Genomic DNA, 23,919 nt, shown 5'->3' with positions numbered 1-23,919 from the left:
TAATATATAGATCCTAGGGACTTTTTTATGATTAACTATCTTTCACATCTTACGATTTTAGTAAAAAATCAAGATGAAGCGCTTAAATTTTACACCGAAAAAATTGGTTTTGAAAAACATACCGATGCGCAATTTGGGCAAATGCGCTGGTTAACGTTGAATCCAAAGGGAAGCCAGAATTTAGAGTTTGCTTTAATGCTTCCTGAATCACAAGAAGATTTAGCACTTGTTGGCAAACAAGGTGGTTCATTCCCACTCGCTTGCATGATTACCGATAATTGCAAAAAAGACTACGAAGAAATGAAATCTCGCGGCGTCGAATTCATTATGGAACCAACGACCGAAGAGTGGGGAACGCAAGCGGTTTTTAAAGATCTTTATGGAAATATGTTTAATATGGTCGAATTACCAAAATAATGGATTTATCTTTTTTCATTAAAGGAATTATTATTGGAGCAGCAATCGCATTCCCGGTAGGCCCTATTGGGATTTTGTGCTTGCGAAGATTGTTGATTCAAGGCCCACTTATGGGAATAGCTTCAGGATTTGGCGCAGCCACTGCAGATGTTGTTTTTGCAGTTGCTGCACTTTTGAGTCTTGGCTTTTTATCAGCTCATCTAACTCAATTTGCATTCGCAATACGACTTGTCAGCAGCATACTTTTATCAATTCTAGGAATTGTTATCCTATCATCTAAACCGCCGCAAGCAATGCAATCGAAAAGCCCACTCAATATTTTAGAATCCTATATAACGACATTTTTCCTCACACTCGCGAATCCCATTATTATTCTTACGCTCATTTTTCTCTTTGCAGCAGTTGGCATTGATCATGAACTCGATCGCACGAGCGAACTTATTTTGACTGCAAGTGGCGTATTTATTGGATCCACTCTTTGGTGGATTGTACTCGGCATCCTTGCTGCTTACTTTCAGCCCAAAATTAAGGCATCTACCTTCAGGCGGATTAATCAGTTTTCAGGAATTGGTATTATGAGCTTTGGGATTCTTTCACTCATAAAACTTATTTTGAAGTAAGATCTTGTGAAAATAAATTACTCATATCGACAAGTTGATATTTGGTATTTTTACCAAATGTCTTTTTTACCGCCACTATATTGGCGTCTTTTAATGCCCACCATTCAATTCTTGTATTTTTCGTATTCAAAAGTTTTGTTCCAATTAAATTTTCAATATCTGCCATTTTGAATTTATTTGCAGACCCATCACTCAATATATTTTTGCCTACATCAAAAAGAAAATATCTCTTTTGAAACGAACTATCCACAATTGCTGCAATAAAATAACAATCATCATTTTTTTCAATATCTGGCAATTCTTTATAATCTTGTTTGGTCTCATCGAGGCTTTTAAGTTTCGCAGCAATAGATAAACTAATATCAACTTCATTAATAACAGCTTTACTTGTAGCAGTAATGATAAGCATAATGATAATACTATGAATTTTACTCATATCTTTTCCCTTTCTATTATCAGTTAAGTATGCATGGAATAAAAGCGCATCTCTATTCTTTTAAGAATTTTTATTCTCACGCAAATCATTTTCTGTTTGAAATAACAACTTGCTCAATTTATTGGTATTGTTTATACTACAACTATTATGCAATTATTTTCTGCGGGGGAACGGTATGTTAAAGAAAATCGCTATTTTCGCGGCTCTATTATTTTTGATCGCGCTCGGAGCGATTCTATGGCATCGAAGAACTATTCAACAACTTCAGAATCATCTTCAGGTTACAACTGAATCTCCTCTACAGATAAGAACTGAATCAATAGGCGATGGACAATTCGAATCAGAAATTATTCGCGGCGATGCTTCTATTGGATTTTGTTCTGTAGCATGCGAAAATCCCCCCATTTGCCTCCCCACAAAAGGAACCATACCAGTATGGCTTCACGGTTTTCTTTTACGCACCGGCCCTGGCCTTTTTGAAGTAGGAAGCGATACTTTCAAATATTGGTTTGATGGCTTTGCGCTTTTGCAGTCGTTCAAATTTGATAAAGGAACAGTTCAATATGCCAGCAAATTCTTAAAAAGCGATTTTTATAAAGGCGCAATGAAAAGTGGTAAGCTTCCGATCCAAGAAGAAAAGAAATCCTCTTTCTTTTCCAAAATGGGAGCATTGCTTGCAAAGCGAGAGCCGTATGATAACGGCAACATTAATATTATGAAAATCGGCAACCAGTTTGTTGCACTCACCGAATCAACATTTCCTGTAGCATTTAATCCATCAACACTGGAAACATATCAATTCGCTGACTTTGATGACGATTTAGATGGCCATGTAGTAACGCCGCATCCGATTATCGATCCGCAAACTGGCAATTCATTTAATGTGATGACCCAATTTGGCACAACGAGTTATTATCACGTCTATTATATTCAACCAAACAGCACGAAGCGCACAATAATCGCTTCAGTGGAAGCCAAACAACCTTCGTATATACATGGGCTTTCGGTCACACAAAATTACATCGTGCTCACGCTTACGCCATTTGTGGTTAACCCACCCGATTTACTTTTTTCGATTAAACCGTTTCTTGATTATTTCTCCTGGAAACCAGAACTTGGCACAACATTTATTGTTATAGATCGAGCAACAGGGCGCACTCTCGATTCAATAAAAACAGAACCTTTCTTTGTTCTGAATCAGATAAATGCTTTTGAAAAAAATAATGAGCTCAATCTTGATATGATTATTTATCCTGATGCGCAAATCATGAAAGCGACAACGATTGAGAACTTAAGAAATCGCCCCGAATCGTTTGGCGAACGATCGCAACTTATTCGTTTTAGTATCAACTTAAAAAACAAGAATGTCGCAAAAAATATTCTTTCGCAAAATTCAGTTGAATTGCCGCGCATAAACCCACTCTTTAAAACGAAACATTATCGTTATATCTATGCCATGGGAGCTGGATTTTCAAGTATTCAGAAAGTAGATACCGAGAGTGAACGCATCATTGAATGGAAAGCGAACGGCTGCTGCCCAACCGAACCGGTATTCATTCCCCGCCCTCACGAAAAGAAAGAAGATGACGGTGTGCTTATAACGCAAGTGCTTGATACGATCAATTGCAAATCATTTATATTGATACTCGATGCGCATAATTTGCATGAAATAGGGCGCGCTGTACTGCCGAGTATAGTACCGTTTAGTTTACACGGCCTCTATACCGAGGCTTAATATTTTGAAAGGATTTTATGATCTTTAATAAAGCATTTATATTTTTTGCATGCGTTTTGCCTTTTTCAATTCAAGCATCTATCGATTGGCGTCCTATTGTAGACCATATCGCGCATACGCACGTAAGCGATTCGAGTTTTAATAAACAGCACGATATATGGATAGATTCGCATCTTTATACTATTCGCGTCAAACAAGAACCGCTCGTGCAATGCTCAATTAATGATACCTACGTTAATGTTCTTGAAAAGACGGTTGAAATTTTAGAAGGCGGGATTGTAATCGAACGAATGACCATACAAAATAATGTGGTAAAAAATTATTCGCGCCATTCAGTATTCAGTAAATTCGCTTACGGAATTGTTTGGGGTCTCTGCGCTCGCTTTGCATTGCAATTCTTTTTTAACGATAACACCATTAGCCCAGAAGCAAAGGGCTGGATTGCTGGCGCCTACGGCTTTGGAGCTGCATTATCACTTGATTAATATAATCTTTTTGAATTTATAAAAGAGAGGGGAATTTAAAACCCTCTCTTTTTTTATTGCTTTTTTTTAAACGATTGCACTAACGTATTAAAGATTTAACAAAAAAAGGAGTTACTATGCTATTGGATTGGGTTGTAATTTTTCTGATTCTTGCGATTCTTGCGGCTGTCTTTGGATTTGGTGGTTTTGCAGCCGATTTTGCCGGCATTGCAAAAATCCTCTTTGGTCTTTTCATCATCCTCTTTGTATTCTCGCTTCTCTATCGAATGATGTACGGCCGCCCACCTCAAGGAATGTAATTAACGATTGATTGTGATCGTTACGAGAATCACTTAAAAGATTCTTGGCTTGAAAGTCTTAGATGAGAATAAAAAAAGAAGCAGAACAATTATGCATCGTTCTGCTTCTTTTAGTTTTTTTACGCAGAATGTATAATCCTGCATTCATAAACAATGTTAAAAATTAACGGGCAATTACTTATTATTTTGCCAGTCGTTTTTGTTACCTTTATCCCATTGCTTATTTTGGTCGTGGCCTTGTTTCTTTTGTTGATCTTGGTTAGAAACATTACCTTGGTGACCTTGAGAAGATCCGTGTTTCTCTTTTTGACCTTGGTGTTTTGGATCTTGTACGTTACCTTTTTTGTCATTCCAATTATTATTGTTACTCATTGTATTTCCTTTTTTAGTGAAAACGTAATCATTTTTTTAAGCTAATTTTTTAGCGGTACGGATTTCTGCCGTATGCGCCTTTACCTTTAGCTTTAACCGCTTTTTTGGTGCCTTTACGTGCTGAGGCTTTTTTAGCAGTTTTCTTTTTACCGTGGTGAGCCTTTTTTCGTTTGTCAGTATGTCCCAACAACAAATCTAAAAGACTGAACTCGTGTTTTTTATGAGTCGATTTTTTTTTGTGTGCCATAAGAATATCTCCTTTGTTAAACTATAGTTCTCAAGAGTTCTTTGTTATAAATTACCGTTTCAATCATTTTTTATATTTCTAATAATCTTAATAAGAACTATTTTAAGCTTAACAATTATATACTTTTTCAATCAACACTATTACTAAATGAAATGTATAAAAATTGGCAAAGTGGCAAAAAGAGGCTATTTAAGAGGCAAATGTGCACTAAAAAAATGGCCCACCGATAAAAGTGGGCCATAGATAATCGACAAATGTTATACTAAATTACTCGTCGCGCTTGCTGCCAAGTATTCTCAGTAAGAAAAGGAAGAGATTCAGAAAATCAAGGTACATAGTTAATGCACCAATTAAAGCAGCTTTATGTTCAACGTCCCCTTGGCCAACCAAAGCATATCCCATTTGCTTGATCTTTTGACTATCGTACGCTGCAAGCAACGTAAAGAGGCCAACGCCAATGAGCGAGATAATGTAATCCAATTGAGCGCTTTTTAGAAAAAAGTTAATCACCATGGCAATAATCATACCAAAAAGTGCCATGCGGCCAACCGAGCCGATAGAGGTCAAATCACTTTGAGTAAAGTAACCGTAGAGCGCCATCACGGCGAATGTCGCAGCTGCTACGCCAAATGCTAAGTAGATTGAAGTTGCTGTATAGATATAGAAAATGGAAGCAAGCGTAGCGCCGGTCAGAACCGAATAACCAATAAATGCAGCGATCGCCATTGGCAAGCTCATGCGCATAACCCAGCCACTCAATGCAATTACGAGTGCAAATTGAGCTATAATCAGTCCAAAGAAAAGAATCTGATTGCCAAATATAGCTCTAAATAATGTTGGCGATTGGAATATCGCATAAGAAGTGCCCGCAGTCAGTGCAAGCCCTGCTGCCATCCAACCATATACTTTGTACATGAAATCGGTTATCGAACCGCTCATAGAATAATTACGTTGAAACATAGTTTCCTCCTTATCAAAAATTTCCATGTAACGATTTCATTCTACGAAAAAAAGGCATTCTAAGCAACAGCCCTACCTGGAAGATGCGAGAAATACGGCCAAAAATCTACTGTTTAAGCAAAGTGGACATAAGACGCCAGGATCTTGTTTGCCAAGTAGGCGAATGATATAATCAAAAAACATTCTAAAAAATCATTTTTACTAAGGGATAATCATATGCCAGTTTTGATAACAAAAGATAATTTTGAACAAGAAATAACCCAAGCTAAATTGCCTATTATTATTGATGTTTTTGCAACATGGTGCGGGCCTTGCCAATATATGGCCCCAATCTTTGAGCAGCTAGAGAAGGAGCTTGGCGCTTCCTATAAATTCACAAAGCTGAATGTCGACGAATCACGAGAGCTTGCTATACAATATGGCGTCACCTCAATTCCAACCTTTGTTTTTATAAAAGATGGCCAAATTAAAGGCAAAGAAACGGGCAGCATGAGCAAAGACGATTTGATAAAGAAAATAAATACCTATTTCAAATAGTCGCAAAAAATAAGAGTAATACAGGGTATGCACGGAAAAGCATACCCTATTTACCATATTAAATAATTTCTAATTGAAAAAATATTGATATTGGATCCTTAATTCCCACGCACGCCGTTTCAAATATTGATCGTTATGCTATACTTTCAACTATGGGTAGAAATTCATTTACCCGATAATGGAGGTTATCATGAACTATAGACGAAATTTGTTAATTTTACCGTTGGTTGCTTTATCAATTAAAAGTATTGCATCCGGAGATCCTTTTATATTCACCTTGCAGGAAGAAGCTAGCTCGCTCACTAATACGCTTGATAAAGGGCCGTTATCCGAGGGCGAGAAGATAATTGATGCAATTAGCAATAAAACGTTTACTCTTTTTGCTAAGTCGCCTCAAAACTTTTCAACAGAATCTAACGATGATATTGAGATACTTTATTTATCCGAGGATGTTGAAAAGAATCCACAATATTTGGAAGTTAAACAGTACACAGTATCTAAAGTTATTAAATCGATAACACCAATAAATGGAATAGCCGCATTTGAAGCGCGCAAAACTTCACTAGAAGCAAAGGAAAATTCTGACAAGAATATTTGTGTAACATTATACGGATTGCCTTATCGGATAGATAAAATAAATACTCAGGGCGACCATATTTATGGCAAATACAAACGAAATCATTCTTGGTTCAAAGATCACGTTATCACGCAGAATGCACTAAAAAAAGCTACTCCTGGTCAACGTGCAGTATTTGATAATGTGGACGATTATGAATGGCGTCCTGATAATCTCAAATACGCTGCAAAAATCGGCATAAGCGGATTGGCGACAGTGATGCTCGGTTATTTCTTAATTAAGACAATTTTCTAAGATATCGATTAGATTTAACTACTCCGGGGAAGATCACTCTTGATCTTCCCTTTTCTTTTGCAAAAACCACTTTATCTGTAAAACTTCGCGCGTAAAAAACTATTGCATTCCGCCTCAATCAGAAAGTATCGTCAGAATAATCCAAACTCATTAAAGGAGAATCTTCATGGCCGCTACTTTTCATAAAAAAGGATATGATAACGCAGTCCGTCTGATTAAAGCCGGAGAAATTTCTACATTTGATGCTGATTGGAACGAAGAAAAACCAACGCAAGATGAAGTTGTTCGCTTTATCAATACACATTTTATGAGCGAATATGGATTATGGTTTTTAGGAACCGATAGCAAATTCCCTGCAGACGCCAAAGAACATTATGTTTATCCCTATGGCGATTTAAAAACAGTTCAGCGCTGCGCATTAGTGGATACGATGGAAAAAGCAAAAAAGAGTAACGACGCTCAAATCGCAAACGCTGCAAAAGAGTTACTTGCAATAGTTGATAAGAATAAATAACGCTCAGCACACAGAGCCGATATTCTGGACTTCCGTACAATCATTTTGTCATCTTATTAATGGGATAACAAAAATCTTGTAATGGGGCCGCTCTATGCTCAAACGACTTTTATTGTTTCTAGGAGCGTTAATAGTATTCTCATATTGGGGTAGAATAAAAACGAACGATCCAATTTCTCATGGTTATCTTCCGCGTATTAGCGAGGGACAAATTGTCTCGTTAGTAAACAAATCAGAGTGTGAAAAATATACGATCGTTTTAATCGAGCGAACACCGGGTGGAACTGAATTATTGCAACCTCAAAATGATGTCATTCATATCTATTTAAGACCGCTGCACCAGAACGCTCAATACACAATAGGCCTGCTCAATTATGTTGAAAAAATTCCAACGATTACTTCCACTGGTGAAATGACATCATCCGATCTGGTCAATAAAAGAAAAGATCAGTTCAATTGCCGGCAAAAAGCTTTTCAAGAAAATATTAAAATCCCGTATTGGATTAAAGGCGAACCTTATTTCTTGCATTCCGCTCAAATTCCCGAGAAAGGAATAGCAGCCGCTACTTATAAAAAAGAAAATTGGTTTTCCACTCAATGGGTTAAGCAATGCGCTACTAATCAACCACCCGCGAATTACGAACCTGTATTTGAAATTGAATGGAAAACGTTTCAAAGAAGAAGAATTCTTATGGCGTTCTCATTTTCTGCTGCTGTTGGTGCTTATTTGTTTTATAAAAAAACAATTGATTCTCTTTTTTCTTAATGAGGTTCGTAAATGGAGATTAAATACATATTTTCAATCATTATCATTACTTCATGCTGCCATGTTATATTCTCGGCTCCGTATCAAATTTCTCTCCAAGCCGGAAAACCCGCGCTAACGTTGAGCGAAGGCGATGTATTTGTTGATTCTCATGAAAAAAAACGTTACGAAATAGTTTCAATCGAAGATTGCCAAAGCCAAGAGGGAACCCGATTTTTAGTGTGTCGATTAATAGATTCCAATCTTTCTCTCCATAAGAAATATACACAAATAGAACAAGGCCCCAATACCATTACTTCAATTAAACCTGTAGATTCCATTGAAGCGTTCATGAGCAGATATATAGAACTCAATCTCCGAAAAAATTACACGGCGGAAAAATTTATCATAAAGGGGGTTCCTTATACATTGACTGAAGTTAAATTAGACGAAAAAACTCTGGATCGAACGAGGCCCGGAGATGAGGATAAGAAAAAAGAAGAAATAAAGGAAATACAAAGCAAAAGACTATTTCCAAAAGATAAGTTCATTCGCGCAGATTACTTGCGTACTAGATTCTTCTATGATGATCGCGTCATACAGTTCGCTTCTAATAATCCACCATCCAATTATGAAACGGTAAGTGAACGATACGATCGCAATTATCGTTGGAAGCGCATAATTCCGACAGTACTTGCAGTAACGGTTATTGCTACTGCTGCATATTCTTTTTTTAGAAAAATAAAACGAACAATAGATTAAAATTACTTTTGTCGTGGACGCCAGGGAAACATGGCATTTGTTCTTTTTGCATAAGCGAGAAACTCGGGATTATGAGCAAACGATTTTTCTGCGAGCGGCACTCCTGAAATAAAACGTAAAAGAAAGGTGATAGTTAATGGGCTGATAATTGCGCTCCATCCTAAGTAAACAGGAAGGGTAATAAAGAAAATTGCCCACCACATCACGCTTTCGCCAAAATAGTTCGGATGCCGGGTATAACGCCAAAGCCCTTCTTGCATAATAGATCCCTTATTTTTCGGGCTGCGCAAAAATTCTGCCAATTGATAATCACCAATCGCCTCCCAAAACATACCGAACGCCCAAATGCCTACCGAAATGCAATCGAACCACTGTAGCGAAACAAGTGGAGCGCTATTTAGCAGCATGATCGGATACCCTATCACAAGCATCAAAAATCCTTGAAGCATAAAGACATATAAAAAAGCAAAAAACATTTGATGCGTGCCCCAATTTTTTCGCCATTGGGCGTAGCGTTCATCTTCACCTTTATTACGCGAACGTTTGAAAATATAATAGGTAATGCGAGTAGCCCAAAAAAATACGAGCATTGAAATAAGAAATGCGCGCCCGGAGCGAGCATGCGTAGAAAGAATAACAAGTGAGCACATCGCAAGTGTAATCATCGCACATGAACTTATTTTGTACAAGTGCGCATATTTTTTAGATAATAAGAAAAATAGACACAAAAAAAGAGCCGCTAAAAAAAGAAAGGCACCTTGCAAAGAAAGCTTTGTAGAAGTAACGGCTATTATGAGAAATCCAATGCCCCAACCATTATCTGCAATGCTATTATTGTTTTCTTGTTGAGCAATTAACCACAGAAAACTCATGTAGAGAAATACAAAAATACATTGAATCTGAAAGATCCACATAGTGCAAACCTCGGCAACTCGTGAAAACTTATTGATTTAGATTCTTCACCGAACGCCAATTGAGCAAACGTCCTTCAACCAGTGTTTGATCTTGCTCACCAGTATAAACGACAATCCCATTCGATTGCATTGCATGGCTAACCTTGTACCAATGCGTCAATTTTTTAAACGCCTGAGGCGAATAACTTTCGTTCGCGACAATTTCCATAGGCAAAACGCCGGTTGATTTATTTACAAGGCATTCCACTTCGTGGCCTGCCTTATCTTTCCAGAATGATATATTTCCTTTTTTACCAGCACTAAATGCTTGCTTATATAAATCAGAAATAACGAACGATTCGATAATTGCTTCGCGTAATGGATGTTGTTTTAATTGTTCAGGTGTCGAAATACGTAAAAGAGAACAGGTAATCGCCGGTTCAATAAAATAAAGTTTTGGGCTTTTAATAATTCGTTTTCCGTATGCTTGCTCGTGAGGCGGCAGTAAGAAAATAAGTTGCGTAAGTTCAAGTAATTCAATCCATGCTTTTGCGGTATGAATAGTAATTTCGCACGCGCGGCGAAGTGATGAATAATTTACTGGTTGTCCGAGTGATTGTTCAGCGCAAAGTTCCATAAAACGATAAAAAATCGTATCGTTATGCAAACTTTTTGCCACACGAACATCTTGCTCAGTATAATTTCGAACGTACGTTGTATACCATTCAGGAATATCCCCTTCACGCTGCGCAGCAGGAAATCCCCCGCGGAGAATCGCGTCATCTACAGATTGTGGAAGCACTTGAGAGATTTCACGTTCAGTAATTGAAAGTGGCCAAAGTGTATATGTTTTTGATCGAGAACCAAAAAGCTCCTCGACCAAAGTCGAATGATGGCGCAGCAAACTGGTTGTTACTATAATTTTTTTGCCTTCAGGAAGCTCGTAACTTCTTATTGCATCGATAATCGCAGGTGCGTACTCGCAATCATCAACAATCATTCCCTCACCCTTTGCAAGCGCATCACGAATAAAAAAATCAGGATTTTTGACCGCTTGTTGGCGCGACTGCAATTCTCGTAACGAAAAATATGCAAAATGAGGTGCTACCGTTTTGACCAAGGTTGTTTTTCCAACAAAACGCGGCCCTTTAATACAAAATACTGAATAGTTCGGCAAATCAATTTTTAACGTAGATTCTATGGTTCTTTTAAACACGGCATTCTCCTTTGGCATTTTGTATAGCCTAGTAATCTTTATGCCGAATATTCAATAATTTGTTTATGGCAGTCTGTAACAAGTTACAAGATGAACGACCGAATCAAAAAAGAGCAAAAAAAATTAGTTTACGCTTAAAAAACGTTTGATCAGTTGGTCTAAAACTCGTGGTACGCACTAAAGTGAACACGCGTAGCCTCTTCTCCTTTACGACGATCAAGCTTAAAGCCCCAATCAACTTTAATTGGCGTTGGGCGCAAGACGCGCAAACCTAAACCAACAGCGTGTCTGTAACTAAAATGATTGTTTCTCAAATTAGCAGGGGAAATTTGCGCTGCATCAAGCGTATCCCAGCCAGCACCACCATCATAGAAAATGCCGCCTTTCATAGAAAAATCTGCAGAAATTGGGAAAATCAATTCCGCATTAATCCAGAACGCTTTTGTCGCACCTAACGGATTAGATTTTCCGGCCAGTCCCGGAACAACCCATTGCGGCCCAATCTCGCCAAATTCAAACCCACGCACCGATGCCGGACCACCAATATTATACAACTCTCGATACGGAACGGTTCTGTGTTTAAATGGCGCAATAAGCCCGAGGTGTCCATGCAAACAGAATACCAAACTGCGTTCGTCAATAAGCGGCGTGTACCAACTCACATCAAAGTCCGCTTTAAAGAATCCAAATCCGTGAAGTGGTGTATCAGGTGCGTGTGTCGTACGACTCGGAAAGACCGTTTTTGTTAACACTTGCCATTGATATCCGTTACTTGGATGAACCGGATGATTACGAATATCTTTGGTTATATTTAATGCATAACCAATGAAGGTACCACTTTGAAAACGACGATTAATTATCCCTTGCAGCTCATCTTTCTGTGCTTGGTTGATAAAGTTACTACGTTGATCAACCGCAGTATTGGTATAACGCACATCCTCAACGATAAGTCTATTTATCCAAAGTGAATCAAACGCACGATGAGAAACAAATCCAAGATTAAATGCACCACCAACAATATTTTCATGAATAGATGATTTTTCCAAAAAGAAGAAATCGCTGTATGAAGTTCGTTTTGTAAAAATATCAATACCGGCATGAATTGGTCGATCGAAAAGCCACGGTTGAGTTAAATTAAAATTGAAGTTAACTTCTCGTTTTGCATATTCTCCGCTGAGCGCAAACTGAATACCTTTACCAAATAAGTTCGTATCTGAAAGCGCAGCGCGTAACGATAACGATTCGATAGGTGATGAAACGTCGCGCGGTGAACCACCAAAACCTAAGTTCATTTCGGCGCGGCCCGTTTTAACTTCTTTTACCATTAAATCAAGCGATGCTCTATCGTTCCCTAAACGATTAATTTTCCAGTTCACACCATTTCGTTGATCAAAATAACCGAGCAGTTCAACGCGTTGTTTGGAATCGTCCATCCCTTTGGTTGTGAGAATTCCGCCTTCTTGAAGTACTAATTGTCGACGAATAATTTTATCTTCAGTTTTTTCATTACCACGAATATTGATACTATCGAGCGTAACTTGAGAACCAAGTTCCGTATAAAATGCAATGCTGACCGTTTTTGTTTCTTCATTCGGCTTGACTGATGGCTCAATATCAGCATAAATATAGCCAAAATCACCCCAAAGCAATCGAAGCCCTTCAATCGTCTCCCGAATTTTTTCTTTCGAATAAAGATCGCATTCTTTAATTGGCAAACGTGATTTTAAAAATTCTTCAGAAATGAGATCGTTTCCGGGAACGGAGATATCGGATATGGTATATTGATCGCCTTCTTGAATGCAATAGGTAACCATAACCTCTTCTTGCGCGGCATCCGCTTGCACCTGCGCGCTAATAACGCGGGCATTCAAAAATCCGTTACTTTGATAATAGTTTTCGATAACTTGCTTATCCGCTTCGATCATATCGGGCTGATAACTTCCCGCGCGATCCATAAATCCAAGAATCCAATCTTCGCGTGTATAAATTAAACTGCGTAGTTTTTTATCAGTAACCGATTCGTTACCTGAAAAGAAAATTCGTTTAACAAGCGTTTTATTATTTTCTTGTATGGTAAAAATAACACGCGCAGCTCCATCCACCGGTTGCAATTGCGCAGTTACTTGAGCATTATGATAATCTTTATCTCGATATAATTTTTTAATAATCGCAATGTACCGAGGCAGATCCATTTCATCAACGCTCGTTATTTTAGAAAAATTAATTTTCTTTTCTATTTCTTTGAGCGTTAAGTGCTTATTACCTTGATATTCAACCCCTGCTAGCTTCATTTTTTCTTGTACAACGATAAAAAGATCTACTTCATGGCTACCAACCGGCTCACCATAAAGTTGCACGTTCTTAAAATAATTAAGATCGTTAACATTTTTAATAAGGGTGTTGGTTTTTCGAGGATCGAATCGCTGCCCTTCATGATAAGGAATGCGGCTGAGGATCGCTTGTGAGGGAACAGAGGAATTTCCTTCAACCGTAATCGATCTAATGATACGATCGGCCAGCGGTACTTGCACCGGTGCAGCCACTGCATCAGTTATTTCATCTTCATCTTCGTAGTCATCTGCAGATTCATTTTCCGCATTCTGATTATCGGATAATTCATCTTGATTTGCTGGCGCAGATTGCATCGCAGCCAAGGAAAATGGAAGGTTTCCACCACCGATAAATAAAATAATGAAGAGCCACAAAACACTCGCTCGTCGTGCAGACATCATGTATACGCTCCTGATTTGATTGAAGGCGGACCTTTAAAAAGATCGTTTTTATAGAATACCTTTTTTTCTTAAATTGACCAGAGGAGCTGTTTTTTTCTACACTAAATTTCGTTAAGTGCCGATGGACCTTTCAAACGAATGAAAAATAGTATGATACAGCTTTATTCAACTCTTTCGACTCGAAAAGAAACTATAAGCCCGCTGCTACAAGGCAAAATTAAACTTTATGTGTGCGGCATCACGCCGTACGACAATCCGCATATCGGTCACGGAAGAGTTTTTGTCACGTTTGATCTTATGTATCGCCTTTTAAAAATAATCGGCCTGGATGTTACGTATTGCAGAAATTTTACCGACATCGATGATAAACTCCTCAAAAAAGCTGAAGCTGAGTTTGGCGATCAATTGCGCTATGAGGAAATTGCTCAACGTTATATTGCTTCATTTAATCGTGATATGAAAGCGCTCAATTTAGATACACCGTCGCACGAACCACTCGTTACCAAAACAATTCCTGAAATTATCGATTTCGTAGCGCAATTAGTTGAGCAAAAAAAAGCGTATGCGGTTGATGGTGATGTATATTTTCGCATCAATAGCTTTCCCTCCTATGGCAAACTTTCCAAACAAAAACTGGATGAACTGCGCGCAGGAGCCCGCGTTGAAATAAACGATAAAAAAGAAGATCCGCTCGATTTTGCGTTATGGAAAGGTGAGCAAGAAGGAACTTTTTGGAAAAGCCCCTGGGGTTACGGTCGGCCAGGCTGGCATATTGAATGTTCGGCAATGGCGCTTAAATATTTGGGAGAGCAAATAGATATTCACGGAGGCGGTGCTGATTTAATTTTTCCTCACCATGAAAATGAAATAGCTCAAACCGAAAGCTTAACCAGAAAACCATTTTCAACTATTTGGAGCCATTGCGCATTTGTTCGAGTAAATAATGAAAAAATGTCTAAATCGCTGGGCAATTTTTTCACGCTCAATGATATATTTCAGCAATTCGATCCGATGGTAATTAGATATTATTATGCGATTCATCACTATCGAACCCCCCTTGATTTTTCGTTTGATGATATTCAAGCAGCGCAAAAAGCGTATCAAAAAATATGCCTTTTCTTTGCGCAAGCAGAGGTGAAAAAAAATAGTCCCCTCGATCTTGAAAATCAAACGCTTAAAAAAATGCTTACGTTTCTCTACGATGATTTAAACACTCCCGGGATGTTTGGCGTTCTTTTCACTTTTATGCAATCCAAACCGACTGCGGATGAAAAAGCGATCATAAAACAATTTTTAGTGAATGGATTGGGTTTAACGCTGGAACCAATTCCAGAAAAAACAATCGAAATAACGCCAGAAATTCAAAAGCTGCTTGATGAACGAGAAAAAGCACGACAAGAAAAAAACTGGAAGCGCGCCGATGAACTGAGAGCTACATTAACCGCTATGGGCGTAGAACTTCAAGATAAAAAAAGTTAAGGAAACAGATGACATCAACTCAAATGCCCCGAGCACCGCAACAAAATTTTTCGCCCATTGTTCGCGTTGGCGTTGGGGTACTTATTTTCCATAATGGAAAACTTCTTTTAGGTAAAAGAAAAAATGCGCACGGAAGCGGCACCTGGAGCCCGCCAGGAGGCCATCTAGAATTTGGCGAAACGCCTTTTGAATGTGCGCAACGAGAAGTACTTGAAGAAACAGGCCTCGTTATTAAAGAGATTACGGCCGGCCCCTATACCAACGATTTTTTTGAACTCGAACAAAAGCATTATATTACGCTTTTTATGATCGGCAACTATGAAGGCGGTGAGCCAAAAGTGTTAGAGCCGCATAAATGTGAAATGTGGGATTGGTTTGATATAAACGAACTACCAAAGCCATTATTTTTACCGATGGTTAATCTTAATTTTTCTCTTATAAAAGCCTATTAGTTAGCGGTTAAAGCGTTCTACGTAGCTACTACAGTATCGCTAAAATATGCTCAAAATGCATTTATTTTTAAACCGCCTTTAATTTATTGCAATTTTGCATTATTAATTGATAAACTATTAACAGGATACCTATTTAATAGGAATATATTATGCAAAAAAAATTCACCTGTTTATTCTTCATTTTTTGTTTATTGTTATCGAATTCTCTCTTCTCAATGGAATTGAGCTCAGACGAAGAAGAAACTGGCAGTGATATTGAACAAATGGCGATAAATTTAACATACGGTGGCTTATCTGATGAAGAACAGATGCTTATGGATGCGGTTGTTGCTGGAGAACCTTCTGAAATTCGAGCAGCAATACAAGCGGGAGCAAATTCTAATTCGTTTTATCATAATCCTTTAGCATTTGCCTTCAAAACAGCAAATGCAGACCTAGCTACCTTTCTAAAACAAAATGGCGCCTCGGCTGATGTACCAATCGCAGGGGATCTTACGCTTCGTCAACTTATGAAAAACACACCGAGCCAAAATGCACTGAAACGATTCAATGAATTATTTAATAACCACTAACTATTTTTCCCAAAGAATAATTAAAGATTTCATCCATTGGTATAATTTTTTCTAATAATAAAAAATGGAGATGAGTATGAGAAAATTTATTCTTATCAGTTCAGTAGTTATTTTTGGTTTCTATTGCTTATATCAAAAATCAATTCACTCCATGGAATATAGCTCCGACGAATACAGCTCAGACCAAGACGCACCAAGTGATATGGAAAATTTTGTATGGTATCAAACGTACACTGAGTTCACAGACGAAGAAACCGCTCTTTCTGATTCAGTAAGAAATAGCCGCCGTGATGGTATTATAAAAGCAATTCAAGATGGCGCAGATCCAAATCAGTTTTATGATAATCCACTTTCCTGGGCGATAAAGAAAAATGATTTAGAGCTCGCAAAATTTCTTGCAGATAAAGGTGCTACGATCCAGCAACCAATCTACGGTAATTCAACGCTCATTGAACTTATTAAAAATATTAGTAGTGATGAACGAAGAAAAGAGTTCGAAAAGCTATTTGACTTGCAAAACAGAAACGCTGAACTCAAATAATTTGTGCATTTAATTATACATCTTTTTTTCTAGCGATAACTGCGTAAATTGCACTTAAAAAAAACAGTTTATTAAAATAGAAACAAATAGGCGTGGCACCCGCTGCGCCTATTATTTTTTTGAGCGAATGCGCAGCGATCATCTGTGCATTTTTCTCTTCTGGATTTCTCCAAAAATGCCAACGCGTCGGGATATGCCACGGATTGAATTCTAAAATAATTAATAAACCGTTGGGCGTAAGAACACGGATCATTTCATGCAAAAGTTTTTTTTGGTCATCAGTTTTTAAATGATGAAAAACATATGAAGCATACACGCAATCAAAGCTGGCATCTTCAAATGGCAATTGACCATCACTGGTAAAAAAACGAATTTCAGGAAACGCTTCCTGCGCATTTTTAATCACGGGTTGATCCCGATCAACGCCAACCACCTTTGATTCCCATAAAATATCTTGCACGTAATGCGTGATTAAACCGCTGCCGCATCCGACATCCAAGATTTTTTGTGCATCACGATGGTGCGCAACGATTATTTCTTTGATCCGCTGCGCAGTCCACTGTGCTAATTGAATCTGATGATCACTCGAATGCATTAAGAATGCTTTTTCTTGAGTGTTGGAAATAAAATAACATCCTTGATCGAAGTCGTATTAGTAAGAAGCATTACAAGCCGATCGATACCGATGCCGACGCCGACAGTTGGGGGCAACGCATATTCTAAAGCTTGAATATAATCAGCATCATATTGATGCGCTTCTTCATCGCCCGCTTTATGCGCCTCAAGCTGCTGCTTGAATCTATCTGCTTGATCAAACGGATCGTTTAACTCATTAAATCCGTTACTGATTTCCATACCACCGATGAAAAGTTCATAACGGGCCGCAACGGCAGGATTTTCTGAATCACGCTTTGCAAGAGGAGAAATTTCGATCGGATATTCAGTGATAAAGGTTGGCTGAATCAACGTTGGTTCAACAATTTTTTCAAATAATGCATAGAATTTAACCGCATTTGATGCGTTTTGAGCCAATTTGATGCGATGCGTTTTTAATAATTCATTAAGCACTGCATCGGAACATTGAGCATCGGTTAGATGTGCAGCATCAAGCACCGATTGTTTAACAGAGATTCTTTTAAACGGCTTTCCAAAATCGATGACGTGATCGCCGAAACGAACTTCCAGCGTACCGCATGCAAATTCAACTGCTGAACGTAAGAGTTGTTCTACAAATTCCATAATGAAAAGATAATTATGATGCGCCATATAAAATTCAAGCATCGTAAATTCAGGATTATGACGCGTTGATACGCCCTCATTTCTGAAATTGCGATTTATTTCGTATACGCGCTCAAATCCACCAACGACCAATCTTTTTAAATACAGTTCCGGCGCAATACGCAAATAAAAATCATCGCCTAGCGCATTATGATGCGTAACGAAAGGACGTGCAGCTGCTCCGCCCGCAATCGGATGAAGCATTGGCGTTTCAACTTCCATGAATCCGTGCGCATCAAGAAAGTTACGTACCGATTTTAAAATACCGGTTCTTCGAATAAATTTTTCGCGACTTTCCGGGTTACTAATTAAATCTAAATAGCGCTGACGATAACGGACCTCAACGTCGGTAAGCCCATGAAATTTTTCTGGCAAGGGATGCAAACATTTACTCAATAACTTAAACGATTTTACTTCTAAGGTAACCTCGCCCATCTTTGTGCGAAAGGCAGGCCCCATAGCCCATAAAATATCGCCAATATCGATCATATGCTTAAAAAATTCAAATTGCTCAGCGCCGACATGTTCATCTTTTATATAGATTTGAATTTTAGCGGTACGATCTTGAAGATGTGCAAAAATAGTTTTTCCGTGCGATCGAATAGAAACGAGTCGCCCCGCAATGGTGTAGGTTGGTTTTTGATCGTGATGCCCGAAATGCTTAAGTATTAATTCGCAGGTATCGGTAACATTTTGTGCAGCAGGCCAGGGCTCAACCCCCTGTTTTCTTAATGTATCTACCTTTTGCGCACGAATCTTCGATTCACCACTCAGCTCAAGCTCTTGGCTCATGATCATTTCCTTTACCTATTAAATAGCTTTATAGTGATTAAAATAGCATAAATTTGTCATTAATACCATGCACGCTGATGCGTAAAAACCCGATCTCTTTAAAAACCAGCGTCGGCCCGATAAGCTTATATCAAAATAGAAAGGTCTGCGCAGTGAGAAAAAGAACTTTTATCGCTTTTTTTGTAGGTATTCATCTTACCTTTATTGTGCTTGTCATTCATAAGCAGAGTCTTTTCATCAGCCTTTCTTTTGAAAAGCAGCGTCTTGAAAAACAAAAACTGGAATTGCTTCAAGAAAAAGATACCCTTTCTCAAGAGCTTTTTGCTCTCAACAATAAATCGGATATCAAAAAATTTGCTACAGAGCAGCTCAATATGAAACAACTTGCGCTGGGCAGCCTCATAACGGGCACGCAGCATGAATAAACGGTACACCTTCAGAGCGGGCCTTGTTTTTCTTTTTTTTTGTTTTTTGTACCTCGCGATTGCCTGCAACTTATATTTAATACAAATCAAACAACGTGATTTTTTTAATAATCTCGCGCAACAACAATACACCCTTTCAATCACAACGCACCCGCCACGCGCACTGATTTTAGATCGGGTTGGCGTTCCGCTTACCATAAATAAAGAAAGTATTTCTGCCTTTATTGAACCATCAAAAATAACAAACATTGCACCCCTAGAGCGCTTTCTAAAAAAGGAGTTTCCGCAAAGCTTGGAACGTCTGAAAGCGCATCGCGATGCGCAATTTTTATTCATTAAAAGAAAACTGAGCCCTGAACAACGTACGGCGATTGAACAAAACGAACAGGCCGACATTCAATTTATGAAGGAACCGCATCGCTGGTATCCTATGGAATCGATGGGGCATATTATTGGCATTACCGATATTGATAATCACGGTCTTTTTGGCATCGAATCGATGTTTAATAATCGTTTGGCAGGATTACCATCAACTTTTGCGCTACAAAAAGATGCGCGCTCTGGTACCTATTACTTTGCAAAGAAAACAACTAAGGAGGGGCACGAAGGCGAGCCGGTGAAGTTGACCATAGATTCGACATTACAATTTTTGGCATACGAAGATTTGAAAGATACGGTGAATGCCTATAATGCTCGTGAAGGAGCGGTTTTAGTTCTCAATCCTAAAACGGGCGAAATAATTGTGATGGCGCAATATCCAAATTTTGATCCAAATAACACCCAGGAAGTTGCGATGGAACTCACAAAGAATCGCGCAGTTACCGAAAGCTATGAATTGGGTTCCGTGATGAAAGCATTCACTGCACTCGCCGCACTTGAAGAACAAGTAGTAACGGCAGACGAAATGATCGATTGTCGCAATATGAAAGTTGGTTATTTTGATGGATTTAAAATAAGCACCTGGAAAGCGCACGATATGCTCAGTTTTTCCGAAGTAATTGAACTTTCAAATAATTTTGGCGTCGCCGATATTGGCAAACGACTCGGCCCGAAACTGTACGAACATTATAAGCGATTAGGATTTGGGCAAAAAACAGCATTAAATTGGCCGGGAGAACAAGCTGGCTTTGTCAATCCACCATCTTCGTGGTCTCGCCAATCGATTATTTCTCTTTCATTTGGATATGAACTAAGTGCAACGCTGCTACAATTAGCGCTCTCATTTTGCATGATTGCAAATAATGGAATCCCGGTTATTCCATCGATTATTGCATATCCGCAGCAACACATTGCACAGCCAACAGATCCTATTTATCGGCCTGATACGATCGCAACAATTCGCGGCATCTTAGAACGAACCGTAAGTCAAGGAACGGCGCACCGCGGAAAGATTAAAGGCTATAAAGTAATGGGAAAAACCGGCACTGCAAATATGGTCGTTGATGGAAAATATGATACAAAACGAAATACGTATACGTTTGCCGGAATTTTGGAAAAAGGTGATTACCAACGTGTGATAGTCACTTTCATACGAGAAGTGCCAAATCCGCACAGCATGCTTTATGCCTCTTCAGTGGCAGTACCGCTTTTTGAAAAAGTTGCAGAACATGTAATTTTGCACGATCGTGTATTATAAAAAGGGAAATCATGATGAATAAAGAATTATTTTTTTCCATATTCATTTTCAATATACATTGTGCGTTATTTGCTATGGAAATTAGATTGCCAAGCGAAACCGATACACCAGGTAATGAGAAAAAATTTGTGCAATTGATCGAAAAGCTCGAACCAGGGCAGTTAGTTACTATGAGAACGAAGGAGGATGGAAAAAAGGAATTTTGGCGCTTTATTGAAGGTAAGGCTTTGCAGCACAATTTAAGCCATTTAAAAACCCCAGAATATTATCTACTCATGAAATCTGTAAAAGATAAAAACTACCTGATCATCATTAAAGAGCTTTCCGCCATTGGTCTTTATCATGAAGCCCATGAAGGAGTAAAACTCGATGTTCCGGAGCGTATAAGAAATCTTAACGTAACCTACAAACAATTGCGCAATGTTCAAGAAAAAGGACTTAATAAAATCGAATGTACCGATGCTGCATCAGCCTGTGAAAAAAACCTCTACGATATTAAAACAAAACGACTTGCTCTGCTGACCACGGGGATCGAATATTTTACCTATGAAGACCCTACAACTCGCCAAAAACAAACACTTGAGTTTAAAATTATAAAAAATACATTGGATAAAGAAGGCAATGGCGTCGTAACGTACGCTCTCCCAAAAAAAGGTTTATTTTCATTCTATCAAATTGAACGAATCGATACTTTTGTTAATCCGGACTATAAAAAAGCCGACAATCCAAATAACTGTGCTTATTCGTTTGACTGGAATCACAATGCGCTCAATTGGCGAAAAATTATTGCCGTATCAGCCGCAGGAGCAACAACTGCTGGAATTTTGGGCGCTACGTATCTGAAATGGTTTAAGAAAAAATAATATTATTTAAACCAACCTAATCGGCGAGCTACTAAACCGGTAATCCCCCCAAAAAATCCGACGAAAGCTGCGCCTTTTAATCGTTCTTTCCAAACATTTATCGTCATTCTTTTTTCGACGAAGTTTTTTACATTTGTATCCAATGCCACCGCACAAACAGTTTGATTTTGGGAATCATAAGAGTTGTGAGCTTCACGACCAGCGTTTATTAAATTATTCAGATCTACGTTTGTTAAATAATAGCAATGCGATTCATCTTTTGGCAATACAAATAATTTAATAGGCAATTCAGCTTGTTTATCTTCAACAATTTTACGCGCAAAAGCATTAGGAGCAGATAAATCTAAATGGTATGAATCCTCTGGCTCATTATATGAAAGAGAATCGTAGACTTTTTCAGATGCAGTTACATAGTCCATTAATTGTTCAAGAGTGCCATTTTTCACTTCAATTCTAGGAACATCTACCACATTCTTTTTTTTTGGACCAAAAAGTTTTGGAGCTGTTTCATAACTCATGTGCGAGTTATCCAAAATAGAAGAAAGCTCACCGAATTCTACTGATTCTGAAACCGCAATTTCGATTTTTTGTTTGGTAAGCACCCCTGATTTAAGAACTTCAGGATTACTATTTTTGAGAATAATGCCGATTGCACCAATAACGTGCGATTTATCTTCGTGGCTATTTTTCATCTGTTGGCCTTTTTTAATACTTTCGATCATTTTTTGAAAGTTTATTTTTTCGCCAAAACACACAGATGAAAACAAAACGAAAATGAGCTGAGATAAAATAATTTTTTGCATGGTTCCCCCTAGAAAGTACATTTCTTATGTTATTCTAAAGAAAAAACATTGTAAAGCAGCACTGAGTCGCCAGATTACTCAAGACTGCTATGAATTTTTATTCCCAGGAGCGACCTGTATACAAATGGTTAGAATTAAAGGTTGCAAGCAAAATAACTTTAACGTCAATCATCGCCGTTCTCAGCGTCATCGTTTTTTTCATCAGGTGATGAATTAAACTTCCAACCAATGTTCACCGAAAATTGAAAGTCAATTTTATTTTGATCTCCAAAAAGAACCTGTGCTAAAGGAAAAGAAAAACCGGCTTGTATAATCAATCGCTGCGTTGAAAACCAAATAGACGGTCCTATAAAAAGCGTATGCCCTCCCGAGTTCTTAGCAGTTGCCCCATTTACACCCAGTTGATGATCGGTATAAATACCATCAATTTCAAGCAGCGCATTTAATATCCATTGATTTGTTTTATAATAAATATTGCGCGAAACTCCGAGTTGATAAAAATATATATTTTTAAAAGGGCTAGGAGATGTCGGCAACGTAGCCCCCAACGAAGCAAAATAATACCAATCGAAATCCATATATGATGCAGTAGCACCGAGAAAGAAACTAGTCGCGCCCAACCCTGTAGGAGGTTGCTTCTTTATGGATCCTGTCGGAAATGTCAAACTAGCTACAATCGTTGATTGCGAGCCATCATAAAGCGAGTCACGTTTATAATACGCATATTCAATTTGAGCAAAAAAATCCCCAGCGCCCGTTGCCTGCTGCAGCCCATTTTTTAATTTCGAAAATGCAGGTAACGCTAGTAAAATTGTGCTATTATCCGATATACCATAAAAGATACTCGGAGTATACTGATCTATACAAATATTCTTGCCTCTAAAGTAATCGACAAAAAGATAGGCTTGCACATCTTTTTTATCCACAATGTTTTGCCCAAAACTAAACAGTGGGCCAGGTTGTTGTGAAGTTGGTAACGCATAATTTCCATGAGGTAGCTGATGAACCTCTTCTATTTTTCCGTAACTCGATATTGAATAAATAATCACCCAAACAAAAACTATTTTTTTCAAAGGCACACCTATCTATTTAGCCCCAGAAAACTTCTGCCTTGAAGCCGTAGATGAATTCGGAAATGTTTTCCGGGGTCCCCGCGAACAACGGCCCAAAAGTGCCATGTGTGGGAGTTGCTTACTCTCTTTTAAACTTAATATAAAGATTAATACGTTGACATTCA

28 protein-coding genes are annotated in these 23,919 nt (G+C 38.3%); 17 read left to right on the top strand and 11 right to left on the bottom strand.

Annotation, left to right across the window (positions count from 1 at the left end; genetic code table 11):
• Nucleotides 1–27 precede the first annotated feature (27 nt).
• A complete protein-coding gene (locus VHO47_00955) occupies nucleotides 28–417 on the top strand; it encodes a VOC family protein (GenBank protein ID HEX2977680.1) in 390 nt (129 codons plus the stop codon).
• The gene (locus tag VHO47_00950; protein HEX2977679.1) at nucleotides 417–1,037 is read left to right on the top strand and encodes a LysE family transporter; all 621 of its coding nucleotides are present in this window, start codon (nucleotides 417–419) and stop codon (nucleotides 1,035–1,037) included. The genes VHO47_00955 and VHO47_00950 overlap by 1 nt, the downstream gene beginning before the upstream one ends.
• Here VHO47_00950 and VHO47_00945 read toward each other — a convergent pair.
• A complete protein-coding gene (locus VHO47_00945; protein ID HEX2977678.1) occupies nucleotides 1,024–1,473 on the bottom strand; it encodes a hypothetical protein in 450 nt (149 codons plus the stop codon). The genes VHO47_00950 and VHO47_00945 overlap by 14 nt on opposite strands.
• Before the next feature lie 175 nt (nucleotides 1,474–1,648).
• Between VHO47_00945 and VHO47_00940 the strand changes: the two genes are divergently transcribed.
• From VHO47_00940 to VHO47_00930, 3 genes are all read left to right on the top strand, one after another.
• Nucleotides 1,649–3,208 carry a carotenoid oxygenase family protein gene (locus tag VHO47_00940; protein HEX2977677.1) on the top strand — a complete coding sequence of 520 codons (1,560 nt, stop codon included), beginning with the start codon at nucleotides 1,649–1,651 and terminating at the stop codon, nucleotides 3,206–3,208.
• Nucleotides 3,209–3,225: 17 nt separating this feature from the next.
• On the top strand, nucleotides 3,226–3,693 hold the full coding sequence (locus VHO47_00935; GenBank protein ID HEX2977676.1) for a hypothetical protein: 468 nt from the start codon (nucleotides 3,226–3,228) through the stop codon (nucleotides 3,691–3,693).
• A gap of 116 nt (nucleotides 3,694–3,809) precedes the next feature.
• Nucleotides 3,810–3,992, top strand: a complete 183-nt coding sequence (locus VHO47_00930) for a DUF1328 domain-containing protein (protein HEX2977675.1) — start codon at nucleotides 3,810–3,812, stop codon at nucleotides 3,990–3,992.
• A 174-nt stretch (nucleotides 3,993–4,166) separates the two neighbouring features.
• Here the strand turns inward: VHO47_00930 and VHO47_00925 are convergent, their stop codons facing one another.
• From VHO47_00925 to VHO47_00915, 3 genes are all read right to left on the bottom strand, one after another.
• On the bottom strand, nucleotides 4,167–4,364 hold the full coding sequence (locus VHO47_00925) for a hypothetical protein (GenBank protein HEX2977674.1): 198 nt from the start codon (nucleotides 4,362–4,364) through the stop codon (nucleotides 4,167–4,169).
• 49 nt (nucleotides 4,365–4,413) lie between these two features.
• Nucleotides 4,414–4,611 (bottom strand): hypothetical protein, encoded by a 198-nt coding sequence (locus VHO47_00920; protein ID HEX2977673.1) that lies wholly within the window; start codon nucleotides 4,609–4,611, stop codon nucleotides 4,414–4,416.
• Between the two features lie 267 nt (nucleotides 4,612–4,878).
• Nucleotides 4,879–5,571: a Bax inhibitor-1/YccA family protein gene (locus tag VHO47_00915; protein HEX2977672.1), complete on the bottom strand. Its 693-nt coding sequence runs from the start codon at nucleotides 5,569–5,571 to the stop codon at nucleotides 4,879–4,881.
• 216 nt (nucleotides 5,572–5,787) lie between these two features.
• On the opposite strand from VHO47_00915, the gene trxA reads away from it, so the two are divergent.
• From trxA to VHO47_00890, 5 genes are all read left to right on the top strand, one after another.
• Complete coding sequence (trxA, locus tag VHO47_00910) at nucleotides 5,788–6,108, top strand: thioredoxin (GenBank protein ID HEX2977671.1); 321 nt, start codon at nucleotides 5,788–5,790, stop codon at nucleotides 6,106–6,108.
• 190 nt (nucleotides 6,109–6,298) lie between these two features.
• Complete coding sequence (locus VHO47_00905) at nucleotides 6,299–6,979, top strand: hypothetical protein (protein ID HEX2977670.1); 681 nt, start codon at nucleotides 6,299–6,301, stop codon at nucleotides 6,977–6,979.
• A gap of 166 nt (nucleotides 6,980–7,145) precedes the next feature.
• Nucleotides 7,146–7,493, top strand: coding sequence for a hypothetical protein (locus tag VHO47_00900; protein HEX2977669.1), 348 nt, complete (start codon nucleotides 7,146–7,148; stop codon nucleotides 7,491–7,493).
• Between the two features lie 94 nt (nucleotides 7,494–7,587).
• Entirely contained in the window at nucleotides 7,588–8,259 is a 672-nt protein-coding gene (locus VHO47_00895; GenBank protein HEX2977668.1) for a hypothetical protein, read from the top strand.
• A gap of 12 nt (nucleotides 8,260–8,271) precedes the next feature.
• A complete protein-coding gene (locus VHO47_00890; GenBank protein HEX2977667.1) occupies nucleotides 8,272–9,000 on the top strand; it encodes a hypothetical protein in 729 nt (242 codons plus the stop codon).
• 2 nt (nucleotides 9,001–9,002) lie between these two features.
• Here VHO47_00890 and VHO47_00885 read toward each other — a convergent pair whose 3' ends face one another.
• From VHO47_00885 to bamA, 3 genes are all read right to left on the bottom strand, one after another.
• Entirely contained in the window at nucleotides 9,003–9,914 is a 912-nt protein-coding gene (locus VHO47_00885) for a DUF1295 domain-containing protein (GenBank protein ID HEX2977666.1), read from the bottom strand.
• A gap of 28 nt (nucleotides 9,915–9,942) precedes the next feature.
• Complete coding sequence (locus tag VHO47_00880; protein HEX2977665.1) at nucleotides 9,943–11,109, bottom strand: DUF4143 domain-containing protein; 1,167 nt, start codon at nucleotides 11,107–11,109, stop codon at nucleotides 9,943–9,945.
• Nucleotides 11,110–11,267: 158 nt separating this feature from the next.
• On the bottom strand, nucleotides 11,268–13,841 hold the full coding sequence (gene bamA, locus VHO47_00875) for an outer membrane protein assembly factor BamA (protein ID HEX2977664.1): 2,574 nt from the start codon (nucleotides 13,839–13,841) through the stop codon (nucleotides 11,268–11,270).
• Nucleotides 13,842–13,979: 138 nt separating this feature from the next.
• Here bamA and cysS point away from each other — a divergent pair, with 138 nt between their 5' ends.
• From cysS to VHO47_00855, 4 genes are all read left to right on the top strand, one after another.
• The gene (gene cysS, locus VHO47_00870) at nucleotides 13,980–15,320 is read left to right on the top strand and encodes a cysteine--tRNA ligase (GenBank protein HEX2977663.1); all 1,341 of its coding nucleotides are present in this window, start codon (nucleotides 13,980–13,982) and stop codon (nucleotides 15,318–15,320) included.
• 8 nt (nucleotides 15,321–15,328) lie between these two features.
• Nucleotides 15,329–15,772 carry an NUDIX hydrolase gene (locus VHO47_00865; GenBank protein HEX2977662.1) on the top strand — a complete coding sequence of 148 codons (444 nt, stop codon included), beginning with the start codon at nucleotides 15,329–15,331 and terminating at the stop codon, nucleotides 15,770–15,772.
• A gap of 149 nt (nucleotides 15,773–15,921) precedes the next feature.
• Nucleotides 15,922–16,344, top strand: a complete 423-nt coding sequence (locus tag VHO47_00860; GenBank protein HEX2977661.1) for a hypothetical protein — start codon at nucleotides 15,922–15,924, stop codon at nucleotides 16,342–16,344.
• A 76-nt stretch (nucleotides 16,345–16,420) separates the two neighbouring features.
• Complete coding sequence (locus VHO47_00855; GenBank protein HEX2977660.1) at nucleotides 16,421–16,885, top strand: hypothetical protein; 465 nt, start codon at nucleotides 16,421–16,423, stop codon at nucleotides 16,883–16,885.
• 13 nt (nucleotides 16,886–16,898) lie between these two features.
• Here the strand turns inward: VHO47_00855 and VHO47_00850 are convergent, their stop codons facing one another.
• Nucleotides 16,899–17,480, bottom strand: a complete 582-nt coding sequence (locus tag VHO47_00850; protein HEX2977659.1) for a class I SAM-dependent methyltransferase — start codon at nucleotides 17,478–17,480, stop codon at nucleotides 16,899–16,901.
• A complete protein-coding gene (gene lysS / locus VHO47_00845; GenBank protein ID HEX2977658.1) occupies nucleotides 17,480–18,955 on the bottom strand; it encodes a lysine--tRNA ligase in 1,476 nt (491 codons plus the stop codon). Before lysS ends, VHO47_00850 begins: the two co-directional genes overlap by 1 nt.
• 152 nt (nucleotides 18,956–19,107) lie before the next feature.
• On the opposite strand from lysS, the gene VHO47_00840 reads away from it, so the two are divergent.
• From VHO47_00840 to VHO47_00830, 3 genes are read left to right on the top strand one after another with little or no spacing between them, the layout of a single operon-like run.
• Nucleotides 19,108–19,380: a hypothetical protein gene (locus VHO47_00840; protein ID HEX2977657.1), complete on the top strand. Its 273-nt coding sequence runs from the start codon at nucleotides 19,108–19,110 to the stop codon at nucleotides 19,378–19,380.
• A complete protein-coding gene (locus VHO47_00835; GenBank protein HEX2977656.1) occupies nucleotides 19,373–21,016 on the top strand; it encodes a penicillin-binding protein 2 in 1,644 nt (547 codons plus the stop codon). The genes VHO47_00840 and VHO47_00835 overlap by 8 nt, the downstream gene beginning before the upstream one ends.
• A gap of 11 nt (nucleotides 21,017–21,027) precedes the next feature.
• A complete protein-coding gene (locus VHO47_00830) occupies nucleotides 21,028–21,879 on the top strand; it encodes a hypothetical protein (protein HEX2977655.1) in 852 nt (283 codons plus the stop codon).
• A 2-nt stretch (nucleotides 21,880–21,881) separates the two neighbouring features.
• Here VHO47_00830 and VHO47_00825 read toward each other — a convergent pair whose 3' ends face one another.
• Together VHO47_00825 and VHO47_00820 are read right to left on the bottom strand one after the other, a co-directional pair.
• A complete protein-coding gene (locus VHO47_00825; GenBank protein ID HEX2977654.1) occupies nucleotides 21,882–22,682 on the bottom strand; it encodes a hypothetical protein in 801 nt (266 codons plus the stop codon).
• Between the two features lie 164 nt (nucleotides 22,683–22,846).
• Nucleotides 22,847–23,755 (bottom strand): hypothetical protein, encoded by a 909-nt coding sequence (locus tag VHO47_00820; GenBank protein HEX2977653.1) that lies wholly within the window; start codon nucleotides 23,753–23,755, stop codon nucleotides 22,847–22,849.
• Nucleotides 23,756–23,919: the final 164 nt, after the last annotated feature.

The sequence above is a fragment of the Candidatus Babeliales bacterium genome, from assembly GCA_036260945.1.
GTDB lineage: Bacteria > Babelota > Babeliae > Babelales > JACPOV01 > JACPOV01.
This window is presented reverse-complemented; position numbering and strand designations above follow the sequence as displayed.